Consider the following 17750-nt stretch of genomic DNA (forward strand, 5'->3'; position numbering starts at 1 on the left):
CGCGATAGTTCAATGGCTGATACTCCCGTCAATACCAGCGAGTGATCGTTAGATGCGGGACTGGAAGAATTATTTCACGGCGCCATTTACTGAATTCTAAGGAACATGGCTCGGTGAGGTCCGCGTTTTATCAGCCCGATGGACGTCGACATCGAAGGCAACGGCGATATCCACGCGCTGACACAGTCAAGGACCTCGCCGGTCATGCGCCCAAGCAGCAAGTTATTCGAGTGCCGAAGCTAGTTTGCGTGTCCAGCCAGACCAAGCCTGGTGATGACGCGCTGGGAAAAGAAGCCCCGCAAGGGGACGGGGCTCAAGAAATGATGAGCAGCGCCCTAGAGCGGGCGACGTCGGAAAGTACGCTTCATAGCTCGCATCTTCAAGATGCACGAACTAAGGTTCCAGGCCGCGCCCATGGCCAAGTCTCATCGTTCGAAGCCACTCTAGGCGACTGACGGACGATTGATCATCGTGTGAGAGAGGCTGGTGAGGCGAGCCGTCTGCTTGATGCTGAGAAGGTGCCAAGGCTGTCAGCCGTAGGGCGAGCGCCCCGCTGAAAGGGCTGCCTCGATATCTTTTCGCCGCCAGCCCACTTCGGGATCGGGCGGCTGAGCGAAGCGGACGTAGGCGAGGGCGGCTTGTCGACAATCGATTTGTTCATAGCCCACCACGGGCTTGTCACCGATGTTGCCGGCGGCACAAATGCCGAGAGCCTTTTGTTCGTGGTAATGGGCAGTCAAACGGTGGTGAGCCGCAAACTCAGTTGTTTTAGAATGGCAACGGTGGTCAAGAGCAGAACGGCCACGTGATCTCGTGGCAGCGGCGTGACGTCAATCTGCCGCCCGACCCCATTCTCAAGTTAATGGCGGTCGCGTCCTAGCGCAGCGTCTACATCATCTGGTCGTTTACGCAAGGCGATCGATCAATCGCCCTTTTCTCTCGTCGCCCCCGCCAACAGCTTTAGCTGTTCTGGTTCACGCACGCCTTGCCGATACAATTCGATGATGATCGATGCCAGGTGATCGACTACTGATCCGCCGTTGGCCAGTTGAAATTCAGCGCACAGTTCGTCCAGAACCATGTCGCAGATCGCGAGGTCTTCAGACGTAAGTGGGACGTCGCGGAGGCGGGGCTGGTGCGTGTCGGTCATGGTTGTGGCTCCCCCATTTGCTCTTAGCGTTTTGCGACGATCTTTCCAGATTTCCTTCCAATCAGGCGCCGCAACCGAGAAGGCCGCGGCAATCCCGAAGTAGCTATCATAGACGCGTTTAGCCGGCGGCGCTGGACGACCACTCAACTAGATACTCAGTTCCGAATTCAGCAGTCGGTATCCGCCGCGTTGCCGGATCGAAGCTATCCGGCCAAGGAATATTGAGTTTTTCCGCCAATGCCCAGCAGCGATGCAACGCCTTTGGCAAGCAGAAGCGAAAAGTCCGGCCTGCCAAGCAGCGGCATAATCCAACGGCTCGACCAGACTTGCACGACTCCGGTAGTGGGATCGAGATTGCTCACGGTGAACCAATCAAAGATGCGATGGGAAGGACCGTTTCGTCCTTGACCGTCTTCGTAACGATATAAGTGAAGTAGCGTTCGATGCCGAGTTCGCGGTCGAGCAGGTCGTCGATCAGCCGCTGATAGGCATCGATGTCGGGTGCTGCGATTTTCAGAAAATAGTCGATCCCACCGCCGACCGACCAGCAGCCGACGATTTCGGGAATGGTCGCGATCACCCGTTCGAAGCGCTCGAAGTCGCTCTGGCGATGATTGGCAAGCGTCAGCTCCACCATAACGCTGGCGACCGGTGCGATCCGGCGGAGCGCGATGCGGGCATGGTAGCCGGTGACGATACCCGCTTTTTCCAGTTTTCTCAGCCGCATCCAGCAAGGGGTCGGCGAAAGCCCGGCCTTTTCGGCAAGCGCCAGCTTGGTGATGCGCCCGTCACGCTGAATGGCGTCGAGGATACGCAGGTCGATGGCGTCGAGTTTCATGGCATTTCCGGGTGGGCGAAATCATTCCAAAGATGAGGAAAAGACAATGGGAGCACATTTTGCCATTGTCAATTGAACTGATTTTCACCAGTGTCTAAATCATGACAAATTGGCGCCCTGATCCCTCTCAGCTTCGCCGGCCGGCCTATCTTTCGCTTGCCGAACAGATTGCCCGTGCAATTACCGACGGGAAGCTTTCCGACGGTGTCCGGCTGCCGCCGCATCGTAAAATGGCCGATGACCTACAGCTTTCCGTGCAGACAGTGAGCCGGGCCTATGACGAACTGATCCGGCGCGGCCTGATATCCGGCGAGATCGGCCGTGGCAGTTTCGTGCAGACCCAGCCGCGCGAGCCGGAACCCCCTTACCTGCCGGAGCGGCTTGGTGAGGTGATCGACCTTTCGATCTTAAAGCCCGTTTGCGAGCAGTTGCATCTTGAAAAAATGCGCCAGGCGTTTGGCTGGCTTTCGGAGAATCTTCCATCAAGTTCGGCCCTGTCTTTCAGGCCGAACATGGTCTTCCCGCGTCACCGCGCCATTGCGGCGGACTGGCTGTCCCGCTGTGGCCTGGACGTCTCTCCGTTGAATATCTGCCTTACGAATGGCGCAACGTCCGGCATGACCGTCGCGCTGATGAGCGTTGCGCCGTCTGGCTCCACCGTTGCGACCGAAGCGATCAGCCATCATACGCTCGTGCCGCTTTCCACCTATCTCGGCCTTCATCTCGAAGGTCTGGCGATCGACGAGGAGGGCATGATCCCCGAAGCGCTCGACGAGGCTTGCCGTAAGGGTCCGATCCGCGCGGTCTTTCTGCAGCCGTCCGTCATCAATCCGATGGCGGCGCTGATGAGCGCCAAGCGCCGGCAGCAGCTCGCCGATGTCGCGGCGCGCCACGACATCGCCATCATCGAAAACGACATCCTCGGGCCGCTGGTGGAAGATCGCGCGCCGCCGATTGCCGCTTTTGCGCCGGAGCGCACGCTCTACGTCACGAGCTTCACGAAGATCACTGTGCCGGGCCTACGCATCGGCTATCTCGCAGCCCCCGACCGCTATGTCGCCGCTGTTGCCAACCGCCATCTCGTTTCGAGCTGGATGGCGACACCGGCGATTGCCGAAATCGCCACCCGATGGGTAAGCGACGGCACGGCTCTTGAACTTGTCAAATGGCAGCGCGAGGCGCTGAAGGGCCGGCATGCCATCGCTGCGGAGGCCCTGGCGGGGCTTGCCTATCGCGCCCATCCGCAGAGCCTTCACGTCTGGCTGCCGCTTTCGGGCGCCCACCTGGAAGATTCCTTCGTATCGCAGGCCCGCCTGCGCGGCGTTGCGATTGCGCCCGGCACCTCTTTCAGAACTGCGGACCAAGGGTGGACGCCCGCTGTGCGCATTTCACTCGGCTCGACCACGGAAAACGAATTGCGCACCGGCCTTGGGGTTGTCGCATCTCTGGCGCAAGGAAATCCCGAGGCGCTGCTGCTTGCGATTTGACGCTGCTGCCCACGGAATGTGCAGTGCCAGAATAATTGTCATGATATTATTTTGCGAATTGACATGATTTCGATCGGCCGTCATCGTTAGCGCATTGCCTGTCTCAACAGGGGAGACATGAATGACGGCGCCCATCATCCGCATCGACAACATCGTCAAGAAATACGGTCCGCTGACCGTGCTCGATGGTCTGTCGATGAATGTCATGCCGGGCGAGAAGCTGGCGCTGATCGGGCCGTCCGGATCGGGAAAAACGACGATCCTGCGCATCCTGATGACGCTTGAATCGATCAACGGTGGCCATATCGAGGTCGACGGCGAGCAGCTCTATCACATGCCCCGAGGCAAGGAGCTGGTCCCGGCAGACGAGCGCCATCTGCATCGCATGCGCGAGAAGATCGGCATGGTCTTCCAGCACTTCAATCTGTTTCCACACAAATGTGTTCTCGACAACGTGACGCTTGCGCCGATGCTGACGAAAGGCCTCAAGAGGGCCGATGCGGAAAGGCGCGCGATGGCGCTCCTGGATATGGTCGGCATGGCCGACAAGGCCAAGAGCGTTCCCGCCCAACTGTCTGGCGGTCAGAAGCAGCGCGTCGCAATCGCAAGAGCCCTCGCGCTGTCGCCGAAGATCATGCTCTTCGACGAGGTGACATCGGCGCTTGATCCGGAACTCGTCGAGGAGGTCTTGAGCGTCATGAAGCACCTCGCGTCGGAAACAGACATGACGATGCTTCTCGTCACGCACGAAATGGGCTTCGCTCACGATTTTGCCGATCGCGTGCTGTTTTTCGACCGCGGCAAGATCGTCGAGGAAGGCAAACCCAACGACATTTTCCGCAATCCGACGCAGGAGCGGACGCAAACCTTCCTGCGCAAGATCATCGCGGCGGGACATCGCATCTGACCGCTGTGTATCCTCAAGTAACAATCCAAGGAAAACCAGGAGCAGGGAACATGAAAAAGACGATTCTTCTAAGTGCAGCCGCATTTTCCGCACTTCTTTCGGTGGCGATTGCGCCAGCGCAGGCGGTCGATCTCGATCAGCTGAAAGAGCAGGGCTTTGCCCGCATCGCCATCGCAAACGAGCCGCCGTTCACGTCGGTCGGCGCGGACGGAAAGGTATCGGGCGCCGCTCCCGACGTTGCACGGGTGATTTTCGAGCGCCTCGGCGTCAAGGAAGTGGTTGCCTCGATCTCCGAATACGGTGCGATGATCCCGGGCCTGCAGGCGGGCCGCCACGATGCGATCACCGCCGGTCTCTTCATGAAGCCCGAGCGTTGCGCTGCCGTCGCCTACTCGGAGCCGATGCTCTGCGACGCGGAGGCCTTCGCCGTCAAGAAGGGCAATCCGTTGAAGCTCAAGAGCTTTAAGGACATCGCCGACAATTCGGATGCGAAGATCGGTGCTCCCGGCGGCGGCACGGAAGAAAAGCTGGCGCTTGAGGCCGGCGTGCCGCGTGACCGGGTCATCGTCGTTCCGGACGGCCAGAGCGGCATCAAGATGCTGCAGGATGGCCGCATCGATGCCTATTCCCTGCCGGTTCTGTCGATCCACGACCTGATGGCCAAGGCGAATGATGCAAACCTCGAGACAGTCGCACCGGTCGTTGGCGCTCCCGTCTATTGCGATGGCGCCGCCTTCCGCAAGCAGGATGTTGCACTTCGTGACGCCTATGACGTTGAGCTCAAGAAGTTGAAGGAATCCGGCGAGTTCGCGAAGATCATCGAGCCTTACGGTTTCTCGGCGGCGGCCGCGATGTCGACCAGCCGCGACAAGCTCTGCGCGGCAAAATAAGCCAGCGGACTTCCGGCTCCGCCTTGAAATGCGGAGCCGGCTCCTCAATCCTCTGAAAGGGACCCGTCCAGATGTCGGTATGGTCCGGCTACCTCACATTGATCCTTGAAGGCGCGCTTGTAACCATCAAGCTCACGCTCATGGGATCGGCACTGGCGCTCGTCATGGCATTCGCCGCGGGGCTCGCGCGGCTTTCGCGCTTGTTCGCCGTCCGGGCGCTTGCGACGGCCTATATCGAATTCTTTCGCGGCACCTCGATTTTCGTCCAGCTGTTTTGGGTCTATTTCGTGCTGCCCTTTGCCGGGCTCACTCTGACGCCGCTCCAGGCGGGCGTTCTTGCGCTCGGGCTGAATGTCGGCGCCTACGCGGCCGAAGTCGTTCGCGGCGCTGTCAAGGCGATCGGGCGCGAGCAGAGCGAAGCCTGCGTCGCGCTCAATCTGTCGCGCTACCAGCGCATGCGCTACATCATCCTGCCGCAGGCACTCCCTTTGATGCTGCCGACCTTCTGCAACAATGCGATCGAGCTGCTGAAGGGCACCGCCGTCGTCTCGCTGATTTCGCTGACGGATCTGACCTTCCAGGCACAGGTCGTGCGGGCGCAGACGGGCAATACGCTGATACCGTTTGCGACCATTCTCGTTCTCTACTTCCTGATGGCCTGGGCAATTTCGACTGCGATGCGCTGGCTTGAGCGGCGCATGACCCGCGGTCTCGACGGAATGAGGGTCTAGCGCGATGGAGTGGGATTGGGATTTCGTCTGGCAGATTATGCCGACGCTCATCGAAGGCTTCAAGATCACCATCCTTGCGACGGTGCTCGGCGCGGCAGTGGCGGCGGCCTTGGGCCTTGCTATCGCGCTGGTGCGCCGTTCGCCAATCAACGCTGTATCGCGCGGCGTGGGCTTCATTTCCGAGTTCATCCGTGGCACGCCGCTGCTCGTGCAGCTCTATTTCATATTCTACGTGCTGCCGGATATCGGCATCAGGCTTTCGCCGCTCGTCGCCGGCGTCATCGGCCTCGGCCTGCATTATGCAACCTACACCGCCGAGGTCTATCGCGCCGGCATCGAGAACGTGCCGCGTGGCCAGTGGGAAGCGGCAAAGGCGACGAATCTGACGACGCGCCAAGCATGGATCCATATCATCCTGCCGCAGGCGATCCCGCCGATGATCCCGGCGCTCGCCAACTACTTCATCGCGATGTTCAAGGAGACGCCGCTGCTCTCCGCCATCACGGTGCTCGAACTGATGAACCAGGCAAAGAGCATCGCCAACAGCAACTACCGCTATATCGAGCCGATGACGCTGGTCGGTATCTTCTTCCTGGCGATCAGCCTGATCTCGGTGATCGGACTGCGCTGGCTGGAAGAGCGTTATGCTCGGACGGAAGATTAAGATGACGGCAACGATCGATATCATGACGGCAAGCCGCCGTCCCCGGCTGGACGAGCGGCCCTTGGAAAAGCGCGTGGGTCTGGTGATCCTTGCAACCGATCATACGACAGAAGTCGACTTCCATCGGATGGTAGCCAGCGATCGCATCGGCGTTTACGTGAGCCGCATCCACTACGCTAATCCGACGACGCCGGAAAATCTTCTGAAGATGCAGCCGTCGTTGACGACGGGGGCAGGGCTCATCCTGCCGGGCGAACCGCTCGATGCGATCATGTATTCATGCACGTCGGCGTCGGTCGTCATCGGCGACGACAAGGTCGAGGCAGCGATCGCCGCGGCAAAGCCCGGCATGCCGGTCGTTACGCCGACGGCTGCTGCGGTGAAGGCGCTGCGCGCCTTCACCGCGAAAAGAATATCGATCCTGACGCCCTACACCGTCGAAACGAGCCGGCCGATGGCGAATTATTTCGCCGCGCTCGGTTTCGAAATAGATCGCTTCACCTGCCTCGGTTTCACGGACGACCGGGAGATGGCACGGATCGCGCCGGAGGAGATTGAGGCGCTTGCGCTCGATGCCACTGCGCCGGGCTCAGATGCGCTCTTCATCTCCTGCACGGCGCTGCGTGCCGCCCAGGTCGCGGGCAGGATCGAACGGAAGATCGGAAAGCCGGTGGTCACCAGCAATCTCGCGACAGCCTGGGCCTGCCTGAGGCATTGCGGCGACGACAGGCCGCGGCCGGAGATCGCCCGGCTCATGACGATACCCTATCCGGGAGATTGATGTCATGACCAGATCCTTGCCAGTCAGTCTTCGGGACATCATCCTCGCGTCCGAGCGCATTTCGGGCCGGGTTCGGCAAACGCCAATCGTGAGATCGGATGCGCTCAGCGAACGTGTTGGCGCAGCCGTCTACCTGAAGCTCGAGCACCAGCAGATTACCGGCAGTTTCAAGTTGCGTGGCGCAACCAATGCCGTGCTTTCGCTGTCGGCTGCGCAGAAGGCGCGCGGCGTCGTGGCGGCCTCGACCGGTAATCACGGGCGCGCGCTTGCTTATGCGGCGAAGGCTGAGGGCTCCAGCGCGACGATCTGCATGTCCCGGCTGGTTCCTGAAAACAAGGTAGCGGAGATCCGCCGGCTCGGCGCAAATGTCCGGATCATCGGACGCTCGCAGGATGACGCCCAGGTGGAGGTCGACCGTCTTGTGCAAGACGATGGGATGATCGCGGTGCCGCCCTTCGACGATGCCAGGGTAATCGCGGGTCAAGGCTCGCTCGGGCTGGAGATCTTTAAGGATTGCCCCGAGGCCGCGACAGTTCTCGTGCCGCTCTCCGGCGGTGGCCTTGCGGCAGGTGTCGCTGCGGCGCTGAAGGCGATCAATCCGGGAATTCGCCTGATCGGCCTGACTATGGAGCGGGGTGCCGCCATGAAGGCAAGTCTCGACGCAGGTCATCCGGTTGCGGTCGAGGAAGAGGAAAGCCTCGCCGATTCCCTGGGTGGCGGGATCGGTCTCGATAACCGGCTTACTTTTTCGATGTGCCGCGACCTACTTGATGACGTCGTCCTTCTGAGCGAGCCGGAGATCGCCGCGGGCATGCATCACGCCTATTGCATGGAACGCGAGGTGGTTGAGGGAGCGGGTGCTGTCGGCATCGCGGCGCTGCTTGCGGGCAAGATCGACGTCACCGGACCGGTGGTTGCGATCCTGTCCGGCCGGAATGTCGACATGGAACAGCATCGAAGTGTGATCAACGGCGCAACGGCATCTACCGGAAAGGACACGGCATGAGCTCCATGATCATTCTGACGGAAGCAGACCTCCGGAAGATCGTCAGCCTTGATCTCGATGCGGTCAGCTGCGTCGAGGACGCCTTCAAAGCGCTGGCGACGAAATCAGTCGCCATGCCGCCGATCCTCAGGCTCGACGTTCCGGAACATCGTGGTGAAGTCGATGTGAAGACGGCCTATGTCCCAGGTATCGAAAGCTTCGCCATCAAGATCAGTCCTGGCTTTTTCGACAATCCCAAGATCGGACTTCCGAGCACCAACGGAATGATGGTGCTGCTCTCCAGCAGGACCGGCCTTGTTCAAGCGCTGCTCCTCGATAACGGCTATCTGACCGACGTCAGAACGGCAGCTGCGGGGGCCGTCGCAGCAAAGCATCTGTCCCGCGAGGACTCAAAGGTTGCCGCGGTCTTCGGGGCCGGCATGCAGGCGAAATTGCAGCTTGAGGCGCTGATGCTCGTCCGTCCGATCACGTCCGCCCGGATCTGGGCGCGGGATGGTTCCAAGGCAGAGGCTACGGCTGCCGAATTATCTGCAAAGCTTGGAATAGATGTCCTTGCGAAAGCCGACCCTCGAGAGGCGATGAGGGGAGCGGATGTCATCGTGACGACGACGCCTGCCGAGACGCCGATCGTGAGCGCTGGCTGGCTGGAGCCTGGCCAGCATCTGACGGCCATGGGTTCCGATGCCGAGCACAAGAACGAAATCGATCCTGTCGCGATCACGCAGGCCGATCTCTATGTCGCCGACAGCCTAAAGCAGACACGCCGGCTGGGCGAACTCCACCATGCGATCGCCGCCGGCACGATCGCCGCCACCACTGAATTTCCAGAGCTCGGACAGATTGCCGCCGGTCAACGTCAAGGCCGTTCGGACGCTAAACAGATCACCATCGCGGACCTGACGGGCACTGGCATTCAGGACACCGCCATCGCCACGCTTGCCTTTGGGCGGGCCAAGGCCGCCAACGCTGGAACGACATTTGAAAGCTGACCGGTGCGGCACCGGTCAAGGAGGGAAGGAATATGACAAAGCCCAATCTCAAATTTTCGCGTGAGGAATACAGCGCGCGCCTCGACAAGACCCGAAAGGCAATGGAAGCCAAGGGCATCGAGCTTTTGATCGTCAGCGATCCGTCCAACATGGCCTGGCTGACCGGCTATGACGGCTGGTCCTTCTATGTGCATCAGGCCGTGATCGTACCGCCGTCCGGCGAACCGATCTGGTTCGGCCGCGGGCAGGACGCCAACGGTGCGAAGCTGACCGCCTATCTGAAGCACGAAAACATCATCGGCTATCCGGACCATTACGTGCAGTCCACCGAGCGGCATCCGATGGACTACCTCTCCGGTATCCTGACCGACCGCCGCCTCGGCAAGCTTTCGATCGGCGTCGAGATGGACAATTACTGGTTCTCGGCCGCCGCCTTTGCTTCACTGCAAAAGCACCTGCCGAACGCCCGTTTCGTCGATGCGACGGCGCTGGTCAACTGGCAGCGCGCCGTCAAGAGCGAGACGGAGATCAAATATATGCGCAATGCCGCCCGCATCGTCGAAGCCATGCATCAGCGCATCTTCGACAAGATCGAAGTCGGCATGCGCAAATGCGATCTCGTTGCGGAAATTTATGATGCCGGGACAAGAGGTGTCGACGGGATCGGCGGGGATTATCCGGCGATCGTGCCTCTGCTGCCGTCGGGCGTGGAAGCCTCCGCGCCGCATCTCACCTGGGACGACCGGCCGATGAAGCGGGACGAGGGCACCTTCTTCGAGATCGCCGGCTGCTACAATCGCTACCATCTTCCGCTGTCGCGAACCGTTTTCCTCGGCAACCCGACGCAGGCTTTTCTCGATGCGGAAAAAGCAACGCTCGAAGGCATGGAAGCCGGCCTTGCCGTCGCAAAGCCTGGCAATACCTGCGAGGACATCGCCAACGCCTTCTTTGCGGTGCTGAGGAAGTACGGGATCGTGAAGGACAACCGCACCGGTTATCCGATCGGGCTCTCCTATCCGCCGGATTGGGGCGAGCGGACCATGAGCTTGCGTCCTGGCGACAAGACGGAACTGAAGCCCGGAATGACATTCCATTTCATGACCGGGCTCTGGCTTGAAGACATGGGCTTCGAGACGACCGAAAGTATCCTGATCACGGAGACTGGCGTCGAGTGCCTCGCTAATGTGCCGCGCAAGCTGATGGTCAAGGACTGACAGGATGACGAGCAACACAATCCTGCGCCCATCGCCGATCAGCGCCACGGTCGATTTCGCTGCCGACGGCGTCCAGCACGGCTTTCTGCGGCTGCCATACAGCCGCGACGATTCCGCATGGGGGTCGGTCATGATCCCGATCAGCGTCATACGGAACGGCTTCGGCCCGACTGCATTGTTGACCGGTGGCAATCACGGCGACGAATATGAAGGGCCGATCGCGCTCTTCGATCTTGCCCGGGCGCTTCAGGCAGAAGACGTCAAAGGCCGCGTCATCATCGTGCCCGCCATGAACTACCCGGCGTTCCTGTCGGGGGCCAGAACCTCGCCCATCGACAAGGGTAATATGAACCGCAGCTTTCCGGGCAGACCGGACGGCACGGTTACGCAGAAGATCGCGGATTATTTCCAGCGGACACTCCTGCCGCTTGCCGATATCGTGCTCGACTTCCATTCTGGCGGCAGGACGCTCGATTTTCTGCCGTTTTGCGCCGCCCATATCCTGCCCGACAAGGATCAGGAGGCAAAGGGCTTTGAGTTCGTCGAGGCGTTCGGCGCGCCCTACTCGATGAAGATGCTGGAGATCGACACTGTCGGAATGTACGACACGGCCGCCGAGGAGATGGGCAAGATATTCATCACCACGGAACTCGGCGGCGGCGGAACGGCGACAGCGAAAAGCGCGACGATTGCCAAACGCGGCGTGATGAACGTCCTCAAGCATGCCGGCATCGTCGATGGTATCGTTGAGCCACAAGCGACCCGATGGCTCGATATGCCGGACGGCGACTGCTTCCTGTTCAGCGAAGATGCCGGGCTCGCAGAATTTGTAGCCGACCTGGGCGAGACCGTAAATAAAGGGGAGGTTGTCGCGCGGATCCATCCGGTCGGGAGAACCGGCGGCGTTCCGGTCGAGCTTCGGTCAAAGATGACGGGCATCCTCACCGCGCGGCACTTTCCGGGGCTAATAAAGCCCGGCGATTGCGCCGCCGTCCTGGCGATTTGACCTATGGAGGCAATTATCGCGCCGCGCCCAGGCGCGGCGTCGCTGCCACGTCCGGCTTCCGACCAGTCATTGCCCTTCCGGCAGAGGCCGGAAAGGCGGTTTATACGGTTCAGCCGGCCTGCATCAGGTCTGCAGGATCGCGTAGACGACGTTCCTGTTCTCGCCGAACTCCACCTTTGCCTCAAACCGATCCTGATTTGGCAAGTCTCTGATGATCGACCACATTTCCGATTCAGAGCGCCACAGAAGCTCCCAGTTCATGAACGTTTCCATATATCCCTCGACGCTGATGTCGCGCGCGAAGTTGGCGAAGAGAAATTGGCCGCCGGGCTTCAGCATCTGCAGGCAACGTTCAGTAAGTTTCACGGCCACATTGTGCGCAAGATAGTCGTAAAGACCGGCGGCGTAGATAAAGTCAAATCGACCCAGTTGCTGGGCACGGGACAAAAGCGTGCGCACGGAGCCGTTGACGGCCTCGACGGCGCTTCCGGCAAAGTCACGCGCCACCAATCCGACACTGAGCGGGTCCTGGTCGAGCGCCACCCAGCGGCTGATCGCGCCGTCTTGCAATGCACGCGAGCGGTCCGCTTCCCTCAGATGTCCGGCGGCTATCGTCAGAATTTCGCTGTCGCCTGGCCGCTCGGATGCGATGGCGTCCACTTTTGTGGTCAGCAGATCCCGTCTTTCGCGGACAGCGACAGATGATGACGCTTGCTTCGTATATGCATAGAGATCCCGCCCCAGGACGGATGACTGCTCGATCGCGGGGCGCATGCTCGGGTGCTCGTAAATGAAGTCCAAGAGCTGAGCGTCACCCGAGTAGCCGCGGGGTTTTTCGAATGACCAGCGGGTCAGGGGGTCTTCAAGGAGATAGGCGGCGACGGCATGTTCGCGCGCAATCGGAGCGAGGCGCTGCCAGACGGAGGAAGGCAGCTTCTGTCTCAGGACGCTCAGCCGCGCTGTAAGACCGTGGACGATATCTGCCGCCGGCAGGCGGTTCTGGAATTGCTGCTCGCTCAGGGCAAGCAAAATGGCCAGTTCCGCCCGCCCTTCGATGAATTGCTGTTGTAGATACCCGCTGTCGGGTGACTCTGAATTGGCCGCGATGAGATCGGGGGTGATGAGGCTAAAGCCATCGAGGGCTGTCTGAAATTGGTTCACTTTTTGAGTTTCCGTTAATACTAAGCTTACTATAGAAAAAGAATCTCCTTCGCGCTAGAGTTTAATAAATAGCGGAGTTGCTGGGAATTTGTGACGTATTGTCACGCGGTATCCTTGTGGCGATATAAGGCTTAACTAAAATTTCATCGGCAATATCTATGGTCGCGATGACGTTGGCTGCACCATCTGCGATGACAGCAAATAGTTTCGACGTCGCTGAAGCGGACGGAACCCTTCAACTTTCGATGAGCTCGGGTGAACCGTGCATGAGGCACACGCTGGCAGAAGTCGAGACAACGCTCTTTGCGCCGCAAGAGGCTCATCAGGCCTGCGAGATGCGAGCGCTCTATCTCAAACATGGGGATCAACGTCGCAGAACATCAGCGCGCGCAGGCCTGTGGTTGGCCGTCACGGTCTATCTGATGTTCTTCGTGACCGACCTGCTGCTTATTCCCGACGTGGCGATCTTCACCATCATCGCGCGCGTGATCGTCGCGCTCGGCGTCTTGATGGTGCTTGAAGTTCAAGTTTGGCGAGGCGTGGGAACCAACGTCCTTGATTTGACGTGCGCGGCTGCCTTGGTCGTGGGGTATTCAGGATGGCTCGTTCCGACGATGACCACGGCATACGTTGAAAATCTCTCCTACTATATGGTGTTCGGCGCGATCTTCATGATGGGCGCAAACCTCTTTTTCAGCTTTCGCTTTGCGTTGTCGATTATCGCATCCGGCCTGATATTGGCGATCTTCCTGGTATCGCTTGCCGTCTTCAGTCCCGGCCCTTCCTATTATCTTTCTTTCGTGACGTTCTACGTGTCGTGTTTCACATTTACGTCCTATGTGAATTGGAAGCTCAACAAGGAGCGGTTCAATGTCTTCCTCAACGCGCATGAGGCGGACCTCCAGCACCAGGAAGCTACAGAGCGGGGGAAAGCGCTTCATAGGCTGGCGAATACCGACCCATTGACCGGATTGGAAAATCGAAGGGCCGTTGACCAGCGCTTGCGTGACTGTTGGGAGGAATGGCAGACGAAGGGGCTCGAATTTGCGACATTTCTGATCGATGTCGATTTCTTCAAGAGATATAATGACTTCTACGGCCATCAGGAGGGTGACAGATGCCTCATCGCCGTGGCAACGGCTCTCGAGGACGCTGTGGCGGCTATCGGGGCGACAATCGGGCGTTACGGCGGCGAGGAATTTATCGTCATCTCGCGTCAAAAGGGCGATGAGGAGGCTGCGCATTTAGCTGAAAAACTCTGCCGAACGGTCGAGAATCTCAAAATCGCGCACGGGCAGCGCCGTGACGGAGTGCCGGTGGTGACAGTCAGCGTTGGCGCAGCGGTGACAAGACCAGGGGCGGGCTCGAAGCTTGAGAAAATTATTAACGAAGCAGATCGCGCTCTCTATTCGGCGAAAGCCAGCGGCCGGAATTGCGCGAAACTCTTCGATCCGAACGATCCTCAGAGCGGCGACGAGACGGAGCATATAGCTGCGCTTTTGAAGATTGCTGTGCCTCAGAAACTCGTTTCCCTCGTTTACCAGCCGATTCAAGACGTCAGCAGCGGCAGCGTTCATGCCGTTGAGGCTCTGATGCGACTTAGGATGCTTGACGGCACGTCAGTGCCGCCAAGCCTCTTCATTCCCGTGGCTGAGCGAACCGGTGCTGTCATGGAACTGGGCTATTGGGCTCTCCGTACCGTGTGCCGTGAACTGCTGACCGCAGATCATGTGGAACTTGTGAGCGTAAATGTGTCCCCGATCCAGTTGAGAGCGCCCGGCTTTGCGTCGTCCGTTGCCGCCGTCCTTTTCGAGACTGGGGTGACGGGCTCAAAACTCGCCTTCGAAATTACCGAGGGGCTTGAAATGGAAATGCATTCGGATCTTATCCGCTGCATCAGCGACCTGAAAGCGCTTGGCATCAAAATCTGGCTGGACGACTTTGGCACAGGCTTCGCGGGCCTATCCTGGCTTCGCCTGATCGACTTCGATACCGTGAAGATCGATCGGTCCTTTCTTCACGACAGTGATACCGCGCGCGGAAGATCCATGCTGCGCGATATCGTCCGGCTCATCCGCAATCGTGGGCATCGTATTCTTGTGGAAGGGGTCGAAACGGCTGAGCAGCTCGAGCTGATGCGAGAATTCCGAATTGACGATGTTCAGGGTTTCCATGTGGGGCGGCCCGCGCCGGCCTCGGAATTCACGCGTCAGCCCACGGACGTTGCGACCAGGTCCGACGGCGACTTGGCCTACAGCGCGAAAGCCTCATGATTTGCGATTCCGGCCTGCAGGTCTTCGGGACAGAGATCTGCCGCAGATAGATTGCTCGGCTTGATCGTGTCCCAGCACGTGGTTTAGGAGCGCTAGAAGAGCCGAGCGCCGACGCGGTGCATGGCGCTGTAGTGGTGAGCGGCTTTGCGGGCGGCCATCAAGGTTTTCCGATTGGGGCGGGTTGTTGAAAGGCCACCGATGACCAACGCCATGATGAACCTGCGCTCGCTTGTTGAGAAGAGTGCAGACGCCGATCTTTTGCGCGACATGATCGGCTTTGCTGCCGAGAAGCTGATGGAGCTGGAGGTTGGCGCAAAGACGGCTGCCGACTATGCCGAAAGGAATGGCTTGCCAATGGCCCAACGCAGGGCTACCGCGACCGAGACTGGGGAAAATACCGATCGAACGGATCAGTGCGCTGATTGCCTATGCGTTTTGAACATCGAATTCTGTAGCTAGGATCGGTCGGCGGCTGACAGGGTTTGTCCACGAGCTCCTATACCTTCTTCTCATTATGGATCGATTGTGAAGGGACGTTGACAGCCCCATCTTCTATCAATCTGCGCTGCGGACGCTGGTAGGAGAGATGTTCCTACACGCTGAAAACGGATCTTCGACCATCCGCAGACTGAGCGAAATCGAAAATAGAGCTACACAGCGTGGCGTTCAAGCAGGGTGACGGCGGCAAGCGTCGTCCCACGAAATCGCTCGCCTCTCCTTTTACCAGGGGCGGGGTTGGCGAAGCCGTAGACCGCCAACCCGCAATTGACCTAGGTGGTTTCTCGAAAGTCAGGCAAGCTTGAACGTCGGTTGAGCATCTTCGAACTTACCATTCAGCTTTACAGCGACCCACAAGGGCTTATCGATCGGAAGAGCGTCAAGCTCCGGTTTCGCTATTAACGACAATACCCTGTCTGTGCTCGTAGAAGAATCATCAGGAACTATTTTGATTTTATAGGTTGATGCATCGTTGCTCCCATCTGGGTTTGAAACGTCATCCCCACCGTCTTCTCTAGTAGATATATACACGTATATATCTTTACTTAGGCCGTAGCCTATGAGTTTAAAAGGGGTCCGAACAAGTAACGGAGCAACTACAGTCGCCGGCTCTAGACGCTCAATTTTAACCTCAGGTTTCGTGGGCATACTAGTCTCCTTGGTCCATCTCTATCGGTGGATTAGTCGTTGTCGCCCGATCTGCGAGGGATGAATCCACCTGATCTTGACATCACGCCGCCGGAGCGGGACATCGCGCCGCCCGATCTCGACATACCGCCGCTCGCCATTCCTCTGGGATCGGCGGAAACCTCGGCCGACAGGAGAATTTGCTCAAGGGTTCCTGTTTCGGCATCGAGCCTCATCGAAACATCGCCCTTGTCATAGATCCAAACCCTCATATCCTTAGCCAGGGCTCCGATTTGGGAACCGAGGCCCGTTCGTGCACTCGAACCAGGGGATCGATACAATCGGTCATACTCGATATCACCGTCGATGTTCCTCGGGGGTGGATCGTCGGGATCGGCGCCGGGGCCGTGGACAACGAAGATTGCTGGCCGACCGAGCTCAAGGAAAGCTCCTTCGAAAGAGAAAGCAAAAATTCGCGCCAGAACCGCGTCGGCCGCACCAAGCTGGTCCCTCAGAAAGTTGTTTCTTCCAGCCAGCGGTACGCTTAGATTCTGGTAAATGGGCCCGCCTCTTAGAATGAGATCACTAAGTGTCTGTTCAAGAATGGCTGGCGGTCGTGGGGTTGAGTGAAGGGCGGCAATCAGATTCTTTGTATTTTGCGACAAATACGGAGAGATCGAATGGCCTGGACACCCTTCACCCGGCGTCATCATGACAGAAGCCGCATGCGCTACGCAAGCGATCTGACTGACCGTGAGTGGGGCCTGATCGAACCCTTTATGCCAAGGCAGCCTCGACTGGGCCGCCGACGCAAGACGTCGCTTCGGGCGGTGATGGACGCGATTTTCTATCTGCTGCAGTCAGGCTGCCAATGGGCATTGCTGCCGCATGATTTTCCACCGAAGAGCACGGTCTATCATTATTTCAAGCGGTTCTGCCGGGACGGGACGTGGCGTCGTATCCATGACGCGCTCTACTGCCGGACGCGGCGGCTTGAGGGGCGCGAAGAACAGCCGTCATTTGCCATCATCGATAGCCAATCGGTGAAGACCGGCCCAGATGCCCGTCTCGATATCGGATACGACGCAGGCAAGAAGATCAAGGGCCGCAAGCGGCACATTCTGGTTGATACCCTGGGCATGCTTCTGAAAGCGGAGGTTCATTCGGCAGGTATTCAGGATCGTGATGGAGCAGCACTTGTTTTCGACAGGCTCGTCAACCGCTTTCCATTCATCGAGAAAATTTGCGGCGATGGCGGGTATCAGGGCCCGACAGTCGAAGAGGCCAGTCCGCGATCGATGGAAATCGTCAAACGCAATCAGGCCGGCTTTCAGGTGCTCCCGAAGCGATGGATCGTCGAGCGGACGTTGGCGTGGCTCGGCATAAACCGCCGAATGGCAAAGGATTTCGAGCGCTTCTCTGGCACAAGCCTCGCCTTCATTCAGACCGCTATGATCAAGCTAATGACAAGAAGGCTCGCTCGATATCCGCTTTCTTGAACGGACTCTAAGTGGGCGCCCGAACAGAT

General features: G+C 59.0%; 18 protein-coding genes and 1 pseudogene. 13 read left to right on the forward strand and 6 right to left on the reverse strand.

Annotated features, from left to right (window positions below; translation table 11 throughout):
* Positions 1-530: 530 nt before the first annotated feature.
* The 3 genes from N2599_RS20780 to N2599_RS20790 form a co-directional block, all read right to left on the reverse strand.
* Positions 531-740, reverse strand: a complete 210-nt coding sequence (locus N2599_RS20780) for a hypothetical protein (RefSeq protein WP_027513663.1) — start codon at positions 738-740, stop codon at positions 531-533.
* Positions 741-922: 182 nt separating this feature from the next.
* Entirely contained in the window at positions 923-1150 is a 228-nt protein-coding gene (locus tag N2599_RS20785) for a hypothetical protein (RefSeq protein WP_027513662.1), read from the reverse strand.
* 358 nt (positions 1151-1508) lie between these two features.
* Positions 1509-1988, reverse strand: a complete 480-nt coding sequence (locus N2599_RS20790) for an Lrp/AsnC family transcriptional regulator (protein WP_027513661.1) — start codon at positions 1986-1988, stop codon at positions 1509-1511.
* A 101-nt stretch (positions 1989-2089) separates the two neighbouring features.
* On the opposite strand from N2599_RS20790, the gene ehuR reads away from it, so the two are divergent.
* The 10 genes from ehuR to doeB all read left to right on the forward strand — a co-directional run bounded on the left by ehuR (position 2090) and on the right by doeB (position 11663).
* Positions 2090-3475, forward strand: coding sequence for a MocR-like ectoine utilization transcription factor EhuR (gene ehuR, locus N2599_RS20795; RefSeq protein ID WP_027513660.1), 1386 nt, complete (start codon positions 2090-2092; stop codon positions 3473-3475).
* Positions 3476-3596: 121 nt separating this feature from the next.
* Positions 3597-4382, forward strand: coding sequence for an ectoine/hydroxyectoine ABC transporter ATP-binding protein EhuA (ehuA, locus tag N2599_RS20800; protein WP_027513659.1), 786 nt, complete (start codon positions 3597-3599; stop codon positions 4380-4382).
* Between the two features lie 50 nt (positions 4383-4432).
* Positions 4433-5272: an ectoine/hydroxyectoine ABC transporter substrate-binding protein EhuB gene (ehuB, locus tag N2599_RS20805; RefSeq protein WP_027513658.1), complete on the forward strand. Its 840-nt coding sequence runs from the start codon at positions 4433-4435 to the stop codon at positions 5270-5272.
* A gap of 71 nt (positions 5273-5343) precedes the next feature.
* A complete protein-coding gene (gene ehuC / locus N2599_RS20810; RefSeq protein ID WP_027513657.1) occupies positions 5344-6003 on the forward strand; it encodes an ectoine/hydroxyectoine ABC transporter permease subunit EhuC in 660 nt (219 codons plus the stop codon).
* Between the two features lie 4 nt (positions 6004-6007).
* On the forward strand, positions 6008-6667 hold the full coding sequence (gene ehuD, locus N2599_RS20815) for an ectoine/hydroxyectoine ABC transporter permease subunit EhuD (protein WP_027513656.1): 660 nt from the start codon (positions 6008-6010) through the stop codon (positions 6665-6667).
* Between the two features lies 1 nt (position 6668).
* Complete coding sequence (gene eutA, locus N2599_RS20820; protein ID WP_027513655.1) at positions 6669-7448, forward strand: ectoine utilization protein EutA; 780 nt, start codon at positions 6669-6671, stop codon at positions 7446-7448.
* Between the two features lie 4 nt (positions 7449-7452).
* Positions 7453-8454: a hydroxyectoine utilization dehydratase EutB gene (gene eutB, locus N2599_RS20825; RefSeq protein ID WP_027513654.1), complete on the forward strand. Its 1002-nt coding sequence runs from the start codon at positions 7453-7455 to the stop codon at positions 8452-8454.
* Positions 8451-9443: an ectoine utilization protein EutC gene (gene eutC, locus N2599_RS20830; RefSeq protein WP_027513653.1), complete on the forward strand. Its 993-nt coding sequence runs from the start codon at positions 8451-8453 to the stop codon at positions 9441-9443. Before eutB ends, eutC begins: the two co-directional genes overlap by 4 nt.
* A gap of 32 nt (positions 9444-9475) precedes the next feature.
* Positions 9476-10657 (forward strand): ectoine hydrolase DoeA, encoded by a 1182-nt coding sequence (gene doeA / locus N2599_RS20835; RefSeq protein WP_027513652.1) that lies wholly within the window; start codon positions 9476-9478, stop codon positions 10655-10657.
* A 4-nt stretch (positions 10658-10661) separates the two neighbouring features.
* Positions 10662-11663 (forward strand): N(2)-acetyl-L-2,4-diaminobutanoate deacetylase DoeB, encoded by a 1002-nt coding sequence (doeB, locus tag N2599_RS20840; RefSeq protein WP_037144135.1) that lies wholly within the window; start codon positions 10662-10664, stop codon positions 11661-11663.
* A 123-nt stretch (positions 11664-11786) separates the two neighbouring features.
* Here doeB and N2599_RS20845 read toward each other — a convergent pair whose 3' ends face one another.
* Complete coding sequence (locus N2599_RS20845) at positions 11787-12824, reverse strand: class I SAM-dependent methyltransferase (RefSeq protein WP_027513650.1); 1038 nt, start codon at positions 12822-12824, stop codon at positions 11787-11789.
* 266 nt (positions 12825-13090) lie between these two features.
* Between N2599_RS20845 and N2599_RS20850 the strand changes: the two genes are divergently transcribed.
* A complete protein-coding gene (locus tag N2599_RS20850) occupies positions 13091-15097 on the forward strand; it encodes a putative bifunctional diguanylate cyclase/phosphodiesterase (protein WP_051336842.1) in 2007 nt (668 codons plus the stop codon).
* Positions 15098-15295: 198 nt separating this feature from the next.
* Positions 15296-15486 (forward strand): annotated as a pseudogene (locus N2599_RS20855) (IS256 family transposase); the annotation flags it as partial.
* A 400-nt stretch (positions 15487-15886) separates the two neighbouring features.
* Here N2599_RS20855 and N2599_RS20860 read toward each other — a convergent pair.
* Together N2599_RS20860 and N2599_RS20865 are read right to left on the reverse strand one after the other, a co-directional pair.
* Positions 15887-16243, reverse strand: coding sequence for a hypothetical protein (locus tag N2599_RS20860; RefSeq protein ID WP_037144133.1), 357 nt, complete (start codon positions 16241-16243; stop codon positions 15887-15889).
* Between the two features lie 32 nt (positions 16244-16275).
* Complete coding sequence (locus N2599_RS20865; protein ID WP_260308538.1) at positions 16276-16935, reverse strand: hypothetical protein; 660 nt, start codon at positions 16933-16935, stop codon at positions 16276-16278.
* Between N2599_RS20865 and N2599_RS20870 the strand changes: the two genes are divergently transcribed.
* The gene (locus N2599_RS20870) at positions 16903-17721 is read left to right on the forward strand and encodes an IS5 family transposase (RefSeq protein WP_087003020.1); all 819 of its coding nucleotides are present in this window, start codon (positions 16903-16905) and stop codon (positions 17719-17721) included. The genes N2599_RS20865 and N2599_RS20870 overlap by 33 nt on opposite strands.
* Positions 17722-17750: the final 29 nt, after the last annotated feature.

Source organism: Rhizobium sullae (genome assembly GCF_025200715.1).
GTDB classification, from domain to species: Bacteria; Pseudomonadota; Alphaproteobacteria; order Rhizobiales; family Rhizobiaceae; genus Rhizobium; species Rhizobium sullae.

Bases quoted from the DNA above. Each gene is read 5' to 3' on its own strand.
- ehuB (WP_027513658.1), top strand. From the start codon at position 4,433: ATGAAAAAGACGATTCTTCTAAGTGCAGCCGCATTTTCCGCACTTCTT.
- eutA (WP_027513655.1), top strand. From the start codon at position 6,669: ATGACGGCAACGATCGATATCATGACGGCAAGCCGCCGTCCCCGGCTG.
- N2599_RS20870 (WP_087003020.1), top strand. From the start codon at position 16,903: ATGGCCTGGACACCCTTCACCCGGCGTCATCATGACAGAAGCCGCATG.
- eutB (WP_027513654.1), top strand. From the start codon at position 7,453: ATGACCAGATCCTTGCCAGTCAGTCTTCGGGACATCATCCTCGCGTCC.
- N2599_RS20850 (WP_051336842.1), top strand. From the start codon at position 13,091: ATGAGGCACACGCTGGCAGAAGTCGAGACAACGCTCTTTGCGCCGCAA.
- ehuA (WP_027513659.1), top strand. From the start codon at position 3,597: ATGACGGCGCCCATCATCCGCATCGACAACATCGTCAAGAAATACGGT.
- doeB (WP_037144135.1), top strand. From the start codon at position 10,662: ATGACGAGCAACACAATCCTGCGCCCATCGCCGATCAGCGCCACGGTC.
- N2599_RS20865 (WP_260308538.1), bottom strand. From the start codon at position 16,935: ATGATGACGCCGGGTGAAGGGTGTCCAGGCCATTCGATCTCTCCGTAT.
- ehuD (WP_027513656.1), top strand. From the start codon at position 6,008: ATGGAGTGGGATTGGGATTTCGTCTGGCAGATTATGCCGACGCTCATC.
- doeA (WP_027513652.1), top strand. From the start codon at position 9,476: ATGACAAAGCCCAATCTCAAATTTTCGCGTGAGGAATACAGCGCGCGC.
- ehuC (WP_027513657.1), top strand. From the start codon at position 5,344: ATGTCGGTATGGTCCGGCTACCTCACATTGATCCTTGAAGGCGCGCTT.
- N2599_RS20790 (WP_027513661.1), bottom strand. From the start codon at position 1,988: ATGAAACTCGACGCCATCGACCTGCGTATCCTCGACGCCATTCAGCGT.
- N2599_RS20860 (WP_037144133.1), bottom strand. From the start codon at position 16,243: ATGCCCACGAAACCTGAGGTTAAAATTGAGCGTCTAGAGCCGGCGACT.
- N2599_RS20785 (WP_027513662.1), bottom strand. From the start codon at position 1,150: ATGACCGACACGCACCAGCCCCGCCTCCGCGACGTCCCACTTACGTCT.
- ehuR (WP_027513660.1), top strand. From the start codon at position 2,090: ATGACAAATTGGCGCCCTGATCCCTCTCAGCTTCGCCGGCCGGCCTAT.
- eutC (WP_027513653.1), top strand. From the start codon at position 8,451: ATGAGCTCCATGATCATTCTGACGGAAGCAGACCTCCGGAAGATCGTC.